Origin of the sequence: Burkholderia sp. Ac-20379 (genome assembly GCF_017104645.1) — a bacterium.
Lineage (GTDB): Bacteria > Pseudomonadota > Gammaproteobacteria > Burkholderiales > Burkholderiaceae > Burkholderia.
The window spans coordinates 19971-32969 of record NZ_JAAGPF010000055.1; the positions used below are offsets into that span (position 1 = coordinate 19971).

The 12999-nt window shown below is 67.7% G+C and carries 13 protein-coding genes; 4 read left to right on the plus strand and 9 right to left on the minus strand.

Annotated features, from left to right (window positions below; all coding sequences use genetic code 11):
* The first annotated feature begins 165 nt into the window (after positions 1 to 165).
* Positions 166 to 1296, plus strand: a complete 1131-nt coding sequence (locus G3N92_RS10385) for a transglycosylase SLT domain-containing protein (protein ID WP_206127374.1) — start codon at positions 166 to 168, stop codon at positions 1294 to 1296.
* Between the two features lie 98 nt (positions 1297 to 1394).
* Here G3N92_RS10385 and G3N92_RS10390 read toward each other — a convergent pair whose 3' ends face one another.
* The 4 genes from G3N92_RS10390 to ribBA all read right to left on the minus strand — a co-directional run bounded on the left by G3N92_RS10390 (position 1395) and on the right by ribBA (position 4789).
* Positions 1395 to 2588: a pyridoxal phosphate-dependent aminotransferase gene (locus tag G3N92_RS10390; protein ID WP_206127375.1), complete on the minus strand. Its 1194-nt coding sequence runs from the start codon at positions 2586 to 2588 to the stop codon at positions 1395 to 1397.
* 71 nt (positions 2589 to 2659) lie between these two features.
* A complete protein-coding gene (gene nusB, locus G3N92_RS10395; RefSeq protein WP_206127376.1) occupies positions 2660 to 3091 on the minus strand; it encodes a transcription antitermination factor NusB in 432 nt (143 codons plus the stop codon).
* The gene (gene ribH, locus G3N92_RS10400) at positions 3088 to 3600 is read right to left on the minus strand and encodes a 6,7-dimethyl-8-ribityllumazine synthase (RefSeq protein WP_206127377.1); all 513 of its coding nucleotides are present in this window, start codon (positions 3598 to 3600) and stop codon (positions 3088 to 3090) included. The genes nusB and ribH overlap by 4 nt, the downstream gene beginning before the upstream one ends.
* 61 nt (positions 3601 to 3661) lie before the next feature.
* Complete coding sequence (gene ribBA / locus G3N92_RS10405; RefSeq protein WP_206127378.1) at positions 3662 to 4789, minus strand: bifunctional 3,4-dihydroxy-2-butanone-4-phosphate synthase/GTP cyclohydrolase II; 1128 nt, start codon at positions 4787 to 4789, stop codon at positions 3662 to 3664.
* Positions 4790 to 5071: 282 nt separating this feature from the next.
* Here ribBA and G3N92_RS10410 point away from each other — a divergent pair, with 282 nt between their 5' ends.
* Positions 5072 to 5716: a LysE family translocator gene (locus tag G3N92_RS10410; RefSeq protein WP_206127379.1), complete on the plus strand. Its 645-nt coding sequence runs from the start codon at positions 5072 to 5074 to the stop codon at positions 5714 to 5716.
* 72 nt (positions 5717 to 5788) lie between these two features.
* Here G3N92_RS10410 and tatA read toward each other — a convergent pair whose 3' ends face one another.
* The gene (tatA, locus tag G3N92_RS10415) at positions 5789 to 6025 is read right to left on the minus strand and encodes a Sec-independent protein translocase subunit TatA (RefSeq protein ID WP_206127380.1); all 237 of its coding nucleotides are present in this window, start codon (positions 6023 to 6025) and stop codon (positions 5789 to 5791) included.
* Between the two features lie 276 nt (positions 6026 to 6301).
* Between tatA and G3N92_RS10420 the strand changes: the two genes are divergently transcribed.
* Positions 6302 to 7558 (plus strand): cupin domain-containing protein, encoded by a 1257-nt coding sequence (locus G3N92_RS10420; protein WP_206127381.1) that lies wholly within the window; start codon positions 6302 to 6304, stop codon positions 7556 to 7558.
* A gap of 130 nt (positions 7559 to 7688) precedes the next feature.
* Positions 7689 to 8993, plus strand: coding sequence for an Nramp family divalent metal transporter (locus G3N92_RS10425; protein ID WP_206127382.1), 1305 nt, complete (start codon positions 7689 to 7691; stop codon positions 8991 to 8993).
* On the opposite strand, the gene G3N92_RS10430 is transcribed toward G3N92_RS10425, so the two are convergent.
* The 4 genes from G3N92_RS10430 to G3N92_RS10445 all read right to left on the minus strand — a co-directional run bounded on the left by G3N92_RS10430 (position 8880) and on the right by G3N92_RS10445 (position 12829).
* Positions 8880 to 10016 (minus strand): LysR substrate-binding domain-containing protein, encoded by a 1137-nt coding sequence (locus G3N92_RS10430; protein ID WP_206127383.1) that lies wholly within the window; start codon positions 10014 to 10016, stop codon positions 8880 to 8882. The genes G3N92_RS10425 and G3N92_RS10430 overlap by 114 nt on opposite strands.
* Positions 10017 to 10368: 352 nt before the next feature.
* A complete protein-coding gene (locus tag G3N92_RS10435) occupies positions 10369 to 10545 on the minus strand; it encodes a hypothetical protein (RefSeq protein ID WP_206127384.1) in 177 nt (58 codons plus the stop codon).
* Between the two features lie 29 nt (positions 10546 to 10574).
* The gene (locus G3N92_RS10440; protein ID WP_206127385.1) at positions 10575 to 11543 is read right to left on the minus strand and encodes a D-glycerate dehydrogenase; all 969 of its coding nucleotides are present in this window, start codon (positions 11541 to 11543) and stop codon (positions 10575 to 10577) included.
* Positions 11544 to 11548: 5 nt separating this feature from the next.
* Positions 11549 to 12829: an MFS transporter gene (locus G3N92_RS10445; RefSeq protein ID WP_206127386.1), complete on the minus strand. Its 1281-nt coding sequence runs from the start codon at positions 12827 to 12829 to the stop codon at positions 11549 to 11551.
* Positions 12830 to 12999 lie beyond the last annotated feature (170 nt).

The following is a 12999-nucleotide window of genomic DNA, read 5'->3' on the forward strand; positions in this document are numbered from 1 at the left end:
CGCCGGGCATTGTTCTCGTGACCGCCCTGGCCCCCGAACGGTACTCATACCGTTTCTCCGACGTCGCAGCCCCTCCCGGGCCCGCGGTGTCCTGATTCCGCGGTTTCGCGTCCTTCTCGCTTCGAGTCGAGCGAGCCGCACGAGTCATGTTCATGGGAGATCTGAATGAACGCTTGGTTATCGTGGCGTCCCAACGAACGGCACGCGCAGTTGCTGCGCGATCTGCTGCGTCGCGGGACGCGTGTCAGTCACCACCTTTTCAGCATAGTCGGCGGTTGCGCCGTGCTCGTCGCGCTGGCGCTCTGGATGATGCCCAACGCACGCGGCACGCTGGCCGCCAAGCTGATGCCCGTGCTGTCGGCCGCCGTCAAGGCCGGCCCGGCACGGCTGCTGTCCGGGCACCCGCTGCCCGCGTTCGGCCCCGGCAATGCCGACGCCGATGACGATCTCGAGGCCGGCGGCCAGGTGTCGCCGGTGTCGTACCAGCCCGCCACGGCCGATCTCGGCGCCAGCGCCGCTGCCGCCACGGAGACCGCCGAAGCCGTGCGCAACGGCCAGTCGCCCGTCACGCTGGCCAAGCTGATCCCGATCCAGCGCGTCGCCGCCGATGCGCGCAGCGACCGTATCTACAGCAGCCGCGAGCAGGCGCTCGTCGCCAGCTACCTCGCGCGCCGTTATCACGTCGCCCAGGAGCCCGTCGGCCGGCTCGTGACGGCCGCGTTCCAGACGGGGCGCGACGTCGGCCTCGATCCCTTGCTGCTGCTGTCGGTGATGGCGATCGAATCGGGCTTCAACCCGTATGCCGAAAGCGGCGCCGGCGCACAGGGCCTGATGCAGGTGATGTCGAAGATCCACTCCGACAAGTTCGAATACGCGGGCGGCACCGACGCGGCGCTGCGCCCGGTGGTGAACCTGCAGGTCGGCGCGCTCGTGCTGAAGGATTGCATCGCGCGCGGCGGCTCGCTGACGGGCGGCCTGCGCCTCTATAACGGCGTGACCGGCCCGGACGACGGCGGCTACAGCGCCAAGGTGCTCGGTGAACGAACCCGCCTGCGCGACGTGTCGCGCGGCCGCAATGTGTCGATCTACGCGCCGCTGCTGTCGACGCCGGTCACCACGGCCTCCGCTGCGCCGTCGGCCAGCCCGAAGCGCGTGCAAGCCACGCTCGACGGCGCGCACCCGATCACGATCAAGGCCGGCGCACCGGCCGAGGCGAAGCCGGCCGCGCCGCCGCAAGCCGATGCCAGCGCCGAGACGGGCGCGAAGCACGACGGCTCGTCGGAAGTCGGAACCTGATCGCGGGTTGCCGCAGTCATGAAAAAAGGGGCGCTATCCAGCGCCCCTTTTTTTGTCCCTTCAATTTGCAACTTTCTGTTTCGTCGGGCCGGCGCTCCTCAGCCGCCGAACAGCGTGCGCAACCGCGCGATCGCCTCCTCGATCCGCCCATAGGCGGTGGCGTACGACAGCCGGATGTAGTCGCGCGGCGCGTGCGAACCGAAATCCATTCCCGGCACCAGCACCACGCCCGCGTCCTGCAGCATTGCGTCGACGAGCTTCGCGCTGTCGCCGGCGGCCGGGTGCGCCACCTTGCCGCAGCGTGCGTAGACATAGAACGCGCCGTCCGGCTTCACGGGCACCTCGAAGCCGAGCGATTCGAGCGCCGGCACGACGTAGTCGCGGCGGCGCATGAATTCGAGGCGGCGCGTTTCGTAGATGGCCAGCGTATCGGCCTCGAAGCAGGCGAGCGCCGCGTGCTGGGCCAGTGCCGAGGCGCAGATGAACAGGTTCTGCGCGAGCTTCTCGAACACGCCGACCAGCGCCGGCGGCACCACCAGCCAGCCGAGCCGCCAGCCCGTCATGTTGAAGTACTTCGAGAAGCTGTTGACGGTGATCGCGTCGTCGCTGAACGACAGCGCCGAGACGGGCGGGCCGTCGTAGCTGAGGCCCTGGTAGATCTCGTCGATGATCGCGAAGCCGCCGCGCTCGCGCACCGCGCCGAGAATCCGGCCGAGCTCGTCGGGCGCGAGCGAGGTGCCGGTCGGGTTCGACGGCGACGCGAGCAGCACGCCGCGCGTGCGCTCGCCCCAGCGTTCGCGCACGTCGTCGGCCGTCAACTGAAAGCGCGCCTCGGGGCCGCTCGGCACCAGCACCGGCCGGCCTTCGGCGGCGGCCACGAAGTGCCGGTTGCACGGGTACGACGGGTCCGGCATCAGCACTTCGTCGTCGCGGCCGACCAGCGCCAGGCAGGCCAGCAGCAGCGCGGCGGATGCGCCGGCCGTCACGACGATGCGCTCGGGCGCGATCGTCAGGCCGTAGGTGCGCGCATAGTGCGCGGCGATCGCCTCGCGCAGCGGCGCAATGCCGAGCGCGCTCGTGTATTGCGTGACGCCGCGCCGCATCGCCGCCGCCGCGGCCTCGATCACCGGTTCCGGCGCCGTGAAATCCGGCTCGCCGATGCTCATGTGGATCACGTCGCGGCCCGCCTGCTCGAGCAGCGCGGCCTGCTTGACGACTTCCATCACGTGGAACGGCTGGATCGCGTCGACGCGCGACGCCAGCCGGATCAGCGATTCGGCGGCAGTATTCATGGTGCGGAGAAAACCCGGGCTGGAAAAAGGGGCGGGCGCCGAAGCGCCCGCGGGGATGCCTCTCGGCGGTATCAGCGGCGCGCGGCGGCTTCGTCCGGACGCAGCTTGACGGCCAGCTTGTCGAGCACGCCGTTGACGTACTTGTAGCCGTCCGAGCCGCCGAACGTCTTGGTCAGCTCGACGGCCTCGTTGATGATGACGCGGTACGGCGTTTCGATCTGATGCTTCAGTTCGAACGTCGCGGCCAGCAGCACCGCGCGTTCGACGGGCGACAGTTGCTCGATCGGGCGATCGAGGCTCGGCGTGAGCGCGGCGGCGAGATCCACGTGTTCGCGGATCACGCCGTACAGGATGGTTTCAAGCAGTTCGCGATCGGCCTTGTCGTAACCCTGCGCGCCGCGCAACTGCGCGTCGATCTCGCCGGTGGACGCGTTCGACAGCAGCCATTGATACAGGCCCTGCGTCGCCAGTTCGCGCGATTGTCGGCGTGCACTCTTCTTCATTCGTTTTCCTCTTCTTCGTCTTCGTCCTCTTCTTCCTCGTCGTCGCTCAGCTGGTCGAGCGTCATCGTGAGGTTGGCCATCTCGACGGCCGTGCGGGCTGCGTCGCGGCCCTTCTCGGTCATGCGGGCGATGGCCTGCTCGTCGTTCTCGGTGGTCAGCACGGCGTTGGCGATCGGCGTGTTGAAGTCGAGCGCGATGCGCGAGATGCCCGCGCCGCTTTCGTTCGAGACGAGTTCGAAGTGGTAGGTTTCGCCGCGGATCACGGCGCCGAGCGCGATCAGCGCATCGAATTGGTTGCTTTCGGCCAGCTTTTGCAGCGCCAGCGGGATTTCGAGCGCACCGGGCACGGTGACGAGCAGCACGTCTTCGCCGGCGACGCCGAGGCGTTCGAGTTCCTCGACGCAGGCATCGGCCAGGCCGTTGCAGACGGGTTCGTTGAAGCGCGACTGCACGATGCCGATGCGCAGGCCTTCACCCTCGTGATTCGGTTGGTATTGTCCGATTTCCATGTTCATTCCGTGGTTGGATTCAGCGTGGTTGGGAGCGGCGGATCAGCCGGTTGCGTTGAACTCAGATCTCGGACGCCGCGCCGCCAGGCATCGGCACGAAGCCCGTCACCTCGAGACCCCAGCCCGACATGCTGCCGAGCTTGCGCGGGTTCGCGAGCACCTGCATCTTGCCGACGCCGACGTCGCGCAGGATTTGCGCGCCGATGCCGAACGTCTTGAAATCGACCGGGCGGCGCTTGAGCACCGCGGCCTTTTCTTCCTCGTCGAACGCGCGGAACACGTCGACGAGATGTTCCTTGTTGTCGCCGCAATTGAGCAGCACGATCGCGCCGAGGTCGCGCGCGGCGATTTCCTTCATGGCGGCGTCGAGCGTCCACGAGTGCGTGGAGGTGCTGGTTTCGAGCAGGTCGAGCACCGACAGCGGCTCGTGCACGCGCACCGGCGTGTCGACATCGGGCGAGGGCGTGCCGCGCACCAGCGCGATGTGCGGCGAGCCGGTGGGCTTGTCGCGGTACAGCACGGCCTGGAACGCGCCGTGCGCGGTTTGCATGGTGCGCTCGGCCACGCGTTCGACGATCGATTCGGTGCGGCTGCGGTAGTGGATCAGGTCGGCGATCGTGCCGATCAGGATGCCGTGCTGCTCGCCGAATTCGATCAGATCGGGCAGGCGCGCCATCGAGCCGTCGTCCTTGATCACTTCGCAGATCACGGCAGCCGGCGTGAGGCCCGCGAGCGCCGTCAGGTCGCAGCCGGCTTCGGTATGGCCGGCGCGCACCAGCACGCCGCCCGGTTGCGCCATGATCGGGAACACGTGGCCCGGCTGGACGATCTGGTCGGCGCGCGTGTCGCGCGCGACGGCCGTGGCGATCGTGTGCGAGCGGTCGGCCGCCGAGATGCCGGTGGTGACGCCTTCGGCCGCCTCGATGCTGACCGTGAACGCCGTGCCGTACTGCGTGCCGTTGCGGTAGGTCATCAGCGGCAGGTTCAGGTGCTTGCAGCGTTCCTGGGTCAGCGTCAGGCAGATCAGGCCGCGGCCGTAGCGCGCCATGAAGTTGATCGCTTCCGGCGTGACGAAATCGGCGGCGAGGATCAGGTCGCCTTCGTTTTCGCGGTCTTCCTCGTCGACGAGGATCACCATGCGGCCGGCTTTCAGCTCGGCGATGATGTCGGGCGTGGAGGCGAGCTTCATATCGGGAAAAGGGAGTCCGCTGGGGAAAAGCGCTATTTTACGTCACGGCGAGCCGGCTGCCTTGGAAATCGGGCAGTGTGTATGGCCGTCGCGTTGCCTGCCCCGCGCACCGGCCGGTGCGGCCCCGCCGGCCCGGTGCCGGGCGGCGCCGCGCGTCTTGCGCCGGCGTGGCATGATCGGCGCTGGCGGCCGCTTTGGGGGCCTTCGCGTCCACCGCCAGTGGCCGCTCGCCGTACTGTTCTGGCCCCACCGTTGCGCCCCATTCGCCTTCCGGAGATGCCGATGTCCGCCCATACCTGGCTGCTGTTCGCCTTCGCCTATCTGCTGACCACGCTGACGCCCGGCCCGAACGTGCTGCTCGTGATCCGCAACACGGTGCGCCACGGCGCGCGCGGCACGGTCGTGTCGATCGCCGGCAACCTGTTCGTGCAACTGGTGGTGGTGATGCTGGTGGCGGTGGGCGTGGGCGCGATCCTGGCCGCGATGCCGCCGCTGTTCGTCGCGCTGAAGCTGGTCGGGGCGGCCTATCTGATCTTCATCGGCATCCGGCAATGGCGCGAGGCCGGGCGGCCCGCCGCCGGTGGCGCCGAGGCGAATGCCGCGCCGGGCACGGCCGCGCCGGTCAGCCGCTGGCGGCTGTTGCGCGAAGCGATGATCGTGGCCGGCAGCAATCCGAAGACCATGATCTTCCTGTCCGCGTTCATGCCGCAGTTCGTCGATCATCAACGCTCGTTGCCGCTGCAGTTCGCCGAGATGTACCTGACCATCGCGCTGACGGTGCTCGTGGTGCACGCGATCTACTCGACCGGCGTGCGCCATCTGCACGGTCGCCTGCGCGCGAGCCGCGCGGTGGCGGCGATCCGGCGCACGACCGGCCTCGTGTTTGTCGGCTTCGGCGTGGAGTTGTTGACAGCGAAGCAGCCGTGATGCGTGTGGCTCGCTATTTGCGGCGGGCGGGGCAGGGCCGATGATGACCCGCCCCTTGCCGATGCGCTGCGTTCAGGATTGCGCGGCCGGGCGCTTGGTCTGAACGTCCACCGCGGCGTCGTGCGAGACGGCCGCCTGCGCGAGCGCCTCGGGCGCTGCCGCCCCCGCTTCGTCTTCCTTGATTCCTTCCTTGAAGCCCTTGATCGCGCCGCCCAGATCGGTGCCGAGGCTGCGCAGTTTCTTCGTTCCGAACACCAGCGACACGATCGCCAGGACGATCAGCCAATGCGTCATGCTGAGGCTACCCATGTTCACGCTCCTTGCGTTTGCTTCCGTTTGAATTGAACCGCGCGTCGCACCGATGCGGACACCGGCGCATGCGCAGATCCTATGCGCCTTCGTTGCGGCGATGTATCAAACCTGCTTATGCACTCGCCAAGAATTCCTGATTGTTCATCCTGAGCGTGCGTCCCTAGTATTGGCGTCACGGAGCGGACAGCAAGGTTCCGATCGATCGGCAGCGCCGTGCGCCACGCGCCGCGGCGGCCGATCTTCATCAGGAAAAGATATTCAGGAGAACAGAGCATGACCGATATGAAACGCCGCAGCGTGCTGGTCGGCGCGGCAGCAGGCGCCGTCGCGATGGGTGCCGCGGTGGCAGCCAAGGCCGCCGAATTCGGCAACCCCGATACGCCGCCGCAAGGCGCGATCAATTCCACGCCGGCCGCGCTGTCCGAACCCGGTCCGCAGAACCCGGTGCTGCGCGACGTGCTGCCGTCGTTCAACAATCCGCCCGCCACCGACGTGGGCGGCATGCCGATTCCGTGGGCCTCGTTCAACCTTGCTCACAAGCGCATCCAGGCTGGCGGCTGGGCGCGCGAAGTGACCACCAAGGCGTTCCCGATCTCGAAGGACATCGCCGGCGTGAACATGCGCCTCGGGCCGGGCGGCGTGCGCGAGCTGCATTGGCACCAGCAGGCCGAGTGGGCGATCATGGTCAGCGGCCAGGTGCGCGTGACGACCATCGACACGCAGGGCCGCGCCGAAGTGGCCGACGTGGCCGCCGGCGACATCTGGTATTTCCCGCCGGGCCTGCCGCACTCGCTGCAGGGCCTCGGCGACAACGGCGGCGAATTCGTGCTGGCGTTCGATAACGGTTCCTCGGGCGAATTCAACACGCTGATGGTGTCCGACTGGTTCGCCCACACGCCGCCCGACATCCTCGCGCAGAACTTCGGCGTGCCGGCCGAAAAGTTCAAGGAGATTCCGCTCGAACAGCTGTGGATCTATCAAGGCGCGAAGGCTGGCCCACTGGCTGCCGATCAGGCCTACTGCGCGTCGCCGGCCGGCCGCCCCGATCACCCGTTCATCTTCCGCATGAGCGCGATGGCGCCGACGGTGTCGAGCTCGGGCGGCGAAGTGCGCATCGTCGACAGCCACAACTTCCCGGTGTCGAAGACGGTGGCCGCGGCGCTCGTGACGGTCAAGCCGGGCGGCCTGCGCGAAATGCACTGGCATCCGGACAACGACGAATGGCAGTACTTCATCAAGGGCACGGCACGCATGACGGTGTTCAACACCGGGCCGGCCGCGCAGACGGTGGACTTCAACCCCGGGGACGTGGGCTACGTCGAGAAGAACCTCGGCCACTACATCAAGAACACCGGCAAGGAGGATCTGGTGTTCCTCGAGATCTTCAAGTCCGATCACTTCTCCGAGATCACGCTGTCGCAATGGCTGGCGAACGTGCCGAGGCAGTTGCTGCGCGAGCACCTGCGCGTCGACGACGAGACGCTCGATGCGATCCACCGCCTGAAGGGCCGGCGCGACGTGATCGCCTGAGTCGCAGGCCGCCGCGGCCCCGGCGTGCGCGTGCGCGCAGGCTCGACGCCTGCCGCACGGCGCGCGGCCGCCTCGTTCCCGTTGTTGTCCGCTATCGAAATCCAGCACGCATTTGCAAGAGGCTCACATCATGCCGATGGCACTCAAACGCACCGCCAGCCAGGCCTTGGCCGGCACGACGACCGCCGACACCGTCACCGCGATGCGCGACACGCTCGACAACGAACGCCGCGGCCTGCGCGCGCTGTTGCCATTCGCCGGGCCGGCGGTGATCGCCTCGGTCGGCTACATGGATCCGGGCAATTTCGCCACCAATATCCAGGCCGGCTCGACCTACGGCTACGAACTGCTGTGGGTGGTGATGCTGGCGTCGCTGGTGGCGATGCTGTTTCAGGCGATGTCCGCCAAGCTCGGCATCGTGACGGGCCGCAGCCTCGCGGAAGTGTGCCGCGACGAATTTCCGAAGCCGCTCGTGATCGCGATGTGGATCGGCTCCGAGATCGCCGCGATCGCCACCGACCTGGCCGAGTTCATGGGCGCGGCGATGGGCATCTCGCTGCTGTTCCATCTCGCGCTGGCCTGGGGGCTGCTGATCACCGGCATCGTGACGGTGGGCATCCTGTCGCTCGACAAGAAGGGCTTTCGCCCGCTCGAACTGGTGATCGCCGCGTTCATCGCCGTGATCGGCCTCAGCTACCTGGGCGAGCTGTTCATCGCGCCGCCCGACTGGCACGCCGCGATCTTCCATACGTTCGTGCCGCAACTGCATGGCAGCGAGGCGCTGATGCTGGCCGTGGGGATCGTCGGTGCGACCATCATGCCGCACACCATTTATCTGCACTCCGGATTGACGCAGAACCGCGCGCCGGCGCGCAACGACTATCAGCGCAGCCGTCTGGTGCGCTTCTCGAATCGCGAGGTGATGGTCGCGCTGGGCCTGGCCGGATTCGTGAACATGGCGATGGTGGCGATGTCCGCCTCGGTGTTCAGCAAGCACGCGCCCGGCATCGCCGACATCGCGGCGGCGTACCACACGCTGACGCCCGTGCTCGGTGCCGGTGCGGGCGTGCTGTTCCTCGTCTCGCTGCTGGCCTCGGGCATCTCCAGCTCGGTGGTGGGCACGATGGCCGGGCAGAACATCATGCAGGGCTTCGTGGGGTTTCGCATTCCGGTCCTGGTGCGCCGCCTGATCACCATCGTGCCGGCCGTGATCGTGTGCCTGACCTGCGATCCGATGCACGCGATGATCGACAGCCAGATCGTGCTCAGCATCGTGTTGCCGGTGCCGCTGATCGCGCTCGTGGTGCTGTCGTCGCGCCGCTCAGTGATGGGCCGGTTTGCCGCGAGCCGCAAGATCGTCGTCGTGGCGGGTTTCGCCACCGCCGTGATTCTCGCCTTGAATATCGCCCTGGTCTGGCAGGCTGCCGTCGCGTAACAGGGCGCGGGTGCGCAGCGCGACGTCGAGGCTCGCCGTGCTCGCGACCGGCCGCGCCGGCCCCGGAACATATGCGGAGCGTTGAAGCGCCATGTCGGCCTGCACCTTGTCGATTCCCGTGATGTGTTCGAGCCGCGCGCCGCCTTCGGTCAGAAGGAACTCGCGGAAATGGACGGCCGCCGGCGGCAGATGGCGGTCGGCGCGATGGACCACGCACCAGTTGCGCTTGCGCGGAAAGCCCTGCACGTCGAGCACCGCGAGCAGGCCGGCGCGCAGTTCGGATTGAACCGTCTGCGCGGGCAACAGGCTGATGCCCATGCCGGCCATCACCGATTGCTTGATCGCCTCGGCGCAGCCGATCTCCATGAAGCGCGGCGCGTGCGGCTGGCCGCGGAAGCTGTCCTCGGCGGCGTTGCGCGTGTCGGTGCCGCTCTCGCGCACCAGCAGGCATTCGCCGGCCATGCGCGAACGGTCGAGGTTGCGCACGCCGGCCAGCGGATGATCGGGCGCCGCCACCAGCACGAACGGATTCGGCGCGAACGGCTCGGCGACGATGGCCGGATCGTCCGGCGCCTGCACCATCACCGCGAGATCGAGGCTGTCGCTGCGCAACTGGGCGATCAATTGATCGCGGCTGCGCACCGACATGTCGAGATCGACGCCGGGCTTGCGCTGCATGAACGCGCCGATCAGCCGCGGGAAGAAGTAGCTGCCCGAAGTGATCAGGCCGACGCGCAGGCGCTGCGTGTTGCCGGTCTTCAGGGTTGCGAACGATTGCTCGGCGGCTTTCAGATCGGCGAGGATCGCGAGGCTGTGGCGCAGCATCAGCTCGCCGGCGTCGGTCAGCGCGATGCGCTTGCCGACATGGCTGAACAGCGGCACGCCGGCCTGATCCTCCATCTGCTTGATCTGCATCGAGACGGCAGGCTGAGTCAGATGCAGATCTTCGGCCGCACGCGAAAAGCTCAAATTGCGCGCAACGCTTTCGAACGTCTTGAGTTGGCGAATTGTTATGTTTTTCATATGAAGCCGTGTCTCCTATTGGGGAACGTGTTTCATGCCGCTTCGAATGATGCCGGGGCGGCTTCATCGAAGTGTAGTCCTGCTACGGAATTTCGGCTTGCAGGGGAACACCCGCGCTTGCGATAAGCGTGACGGCGTGCAGGTGCGGAAAAACAGGCAAAAACGCGAGAAAAACTGAGGTTTTAGCGATCGCGAGGCGACGGCTGGGGCGAAGCGGAGAGGCAGGACACAATCGTTGGCAATGCTGACGATTGCGTGCGCTTATATGAAATGAAAGTGCAGAAATTAAAACGTCGGGCGATTGAAAGTGCGACGCAAGACCGAGAAGGGACGCGGCCTTGCGTCGTGCGGCTTACTTGGTCATGTAGAACAGCGCGTCGGCGGCGGCCTTGCGCGAGGCGGCGGTGTCGGCCGGGGTAGGCGCCGTCGCCGCGGCGGGTGCGGCTTTCGACGCATCGGTGGCGGCCGTGTTCGCCGCTTCGATGGCGGGCGCGGCCGGCGCGATCGCCGGTCGGCCGGCTCGCGGCATTGCGCCCCGTTTGCGCCCCGCCGCGCACGTCAGCCTTGCCGGGCCAGCACCTCGCGATTGACGATGTTCTCGCGCAGCGTGCCGTCGAGCGCGCCGATCAGGTTCTCGGCCGCATTGCGGGCCATCGCGTGGCGCGTTTCGCTCGTCGCCGAGCCGATATGCGGCAGCGCCACCACGTTCTTCATGTCCAGCAGCGGCGAATCGGCCGCGAGCGGCTCGCGCTCGAACACGTCGAGCCCCGCGCCGCGGATCGTGCCGGCGCGCAGCGCCGCGATCAGCGCCGCCTCGTCCACCACCGGGCCGCGCGCGGCGTTGATCAGGATCGCGCCGGGCTTCATCTTCGCCAGCTCGGACGCGCCGATCAGGTGGCGCGTGGCGTCGGTCAGCGGCACTTGCAAACAGACGAAATCGGAGGTGGCCAGCAATTCGTCGAGCGGCACGCGGCGCGCGCCGAACTGCGCCTCGGCCTCGGCATGCGGGCTGCGGTTGGTGTACTGCACACGCATCCGGAAGCCGAGCGCGGCGCGCCGCGCCACCGCCGCGCCGATCCGGCCGAGCCCGACGATGCCGAGCGTCTTGCCCTGCACGTCGGTGCCGAACAGCGGCTCGCCGATGCTCTTCGTCCACTGGCCCGCCTTGACGAATTCCGCCAGCTCGACCACCCGCCGCGCACTCGCGAGGATCAGCGCGAACACCGTGTCGGCGGTGGATTCGGTCAGCACGTCGGGCGTGTGGGCCAGCACGATGCCGCGCCGCGTCAGGTCCGCCACGTCGAACTGGTCGTAGCCGACCGAGATCGTCGACCAGGCGCGCAGCTTCGGCGCGCCGTCGAGCATCTTCGCGGTGACGGGCAGGCTCGCGCCGATCGCGCCGTCGGCATCGGCCAGCGCGGCGGCGAGCGCCTCGGCGCCGTCGGCGTGGATCACCTCGGCGTGCGCCTTCAGGTAGGCGAGCACGTCGTCGGGCAGGGTTTTGTAGGCAACGATACGATGCGTCATGCGAATCATTTTCCGGTGGAAGGGTGAGCGAGCGGCAGCGCGTTTTCGGGCTGCGGCTTGACGATCAGCGTCAGTACCACGGCCGCCACCAGCGCGGCGCTCATGAATGCGTACGACGCCGCGGGCGAGCCGGTCGCGCCGTTCAGGTAGCCGACGAAATACGAGCCGACGAACGAGCCGAGCGCGCCCATGCTGTTGATCAGCGCCATCGCGCCGCCCGCCACGTTCTTCGGCAGCAGCTCCGGCACGATCGCGAAGAACGGGCCGTACGGCGCGTACATGGCCGCCCCCGCCACCACGAGCAGCGAATACGACAGCCAGAAATGCGTCGAGCCGAGCGCGTACGAACCGGCGAACGCGAGCGCGCCGATCAGCAGGAACGGCCAGACGAACGCCTTGCGCGAATCGAGCTTGTCGGACGCCCACGACACCAGCAGCATCGCGATGGTGGCCGCCAGATACGGCAGCGCCGACAGCCAGCCGGTCTCGACCATGCCGAGCGACGAGCCGTTCTTGACGATCGACGGCAGCCACAGCACGAAGCCGTATACTCCAATGCTCCAGCAGAAGTACTGCGCGCACAGCATGATCACGGCCGGCTGGCGGAACGCCTCGCGGTAGTTGCGCATCGGCTTGAGCCCGGCCTGTTCGGCGGCCAGCACGCGTTCGATGTCGCGCTTCTCGTCGCCGTTGAGCCACTTCGCCTGGGCCGGCTTGTCCTGCACCAGCACCCACCAGCACACCGCCCAGACGATCGCCGGCACGCCCTCGGCGATGAACATGTGGCGCCAGCCGAATTCGTGCACCAGATAGCCCGACACCACCGACATCCACAGCACCGTGACCGGATTGCCGAGAATCAGAAACGTGTTGGCGCGCGAGCGTTCGTGCTTCGTGAACCAGTTGCTGATGTAGATCAGCATGGCCGGCATCACGGCCGCCTCGACCACGCCGAGCGCGAAGCGGATCGCCATCAGCGACGGGATGTTGTCGATCACGCCGGTGAGCGCCGCGCAGCCGCCCCACAGGATCAGGCTCCAGAACACCAGCCGCTTGACGCTGCGGCGCTCGGCGTAGATCGCGCCGGGAATCTGGAAGAAGAAGTAGCCGAGGAAGAACAGCGCGCCGATCAGCGAGGCGAGATCCTTGCCGATGCCGAGATCCTGATTGATGCCGGCCGCCGACGCGAAGCCGAAATTCGCGCGATCGAGATACGCGAGGCTGTACGTGATGAACACGATCGGCATGATCTTCCACCAGCGGCGGACCGGAAGCGTGGCATGCATGGGGCTGTCTCCTTCGGCGTCGTGCGCCGTTGCGGGTTCGTCGCGGCGCGCGCGGCGCCGCGCGGGGCGATTATCGCGCGAGCGCGTCGGCCGGGGCCGGGGCCGGCTCGGCAGCCGGGGCCGCTTCGAGGCGATCGAGTTCGGCGCGCGTGGGCAGGCCTTCCGAATCG

Bases quoted from the DNA above. Each gene is read 5' to 3' on its own strand.
- G3N92_RS10385 (WP_206127374.1), top strand. From the start codon at position 166: ATGAACGCTTGGTTATCGTGGCGTCCCAACGAACGGCACGCGCAGTTG.
- G3N92_RS10435 (WP_206127384.1), bottom strand. From the start codon at position 10,545: ATGCCGCGAGCCGGCCGACCGGCGATCGCGCCGGCCGCGCCCGCCATC.
- G3N92_RS10445 (WP_206127386.1), bottom strand. From the start codon at position 12,829: ATGCATGCCACGCTTCCGGTCCGCCGCTGGTGGAAGATCATGCCGATC.
- nusB (WP_206127376.1), bottom strand. From the start codon at position 3,091: ATGAAGAAGAGTGCACGCCGACAATCGCGCGAACTGGCGACGCAGGGC.
- G3N92_RS10420 (WP_206127381.1), top strand. From the start codon at position 6,302: ATGACCGATATGAAACGCCGCAGCGTGCTGGTCGGCGCGGCAGCAGGC.
- G3N92_RS10440 (WP_206127385.1), bottom strand. From the start codon at position 11,543: ATGACGCATCGTATCGTTGCCTACAAAACCCTGCCCGACGACGTGCTC.
- G3N92_RS10410 (WP_206127379.1), top strand. From the start codon at position 5,072: ATGTCCGCCCATACCTGGCTGCTGTTCGCCTTCGCCTATCTGCTGACC.
- ribH (WP_206127377.1), bottom strand. From the start codon at position 3,600: ATGGAAATCGGACAATACCAACCGAATCACGAGGGTGAAGGCCTGCGC.
- tatA (WP_206127380.1), bottom strand. From the start codon at position 6,025: ATGGGTAGCCTCAGCATGACGCATTGGCTGATCGTCCTGGCGATCGTG.
- G3N92_RS10425 (WP_206127382.1), top strand. From the start codon at position 7,689: ATGCCGATGGCACTCAAACGCACCGCCAGCCAGGCCTTGGCCGGCACG.
- ribBA (WP_206127378.1), bottom strand. From the start codon at position 4,789: ATGAAGCTCGCCTCCACGCCCGACATCATCGCCGAGCTGAAAGCCGGC.
- G3N92_RS10430 (WP_206127383.1), bottom strand. From the start codon at position 10,016: ATGAAAAACATAACAATTCGCCAACTCAAGACGTTCGAAAGCGTTGCG.
- G3N92_RS10390 (WP_206127375.1), bottom strand. From the start codon at position 2,588: ATGAATACTGCCGCCGAATCGCTGATCCGGCTGGCGTCGCGCGTCGAC.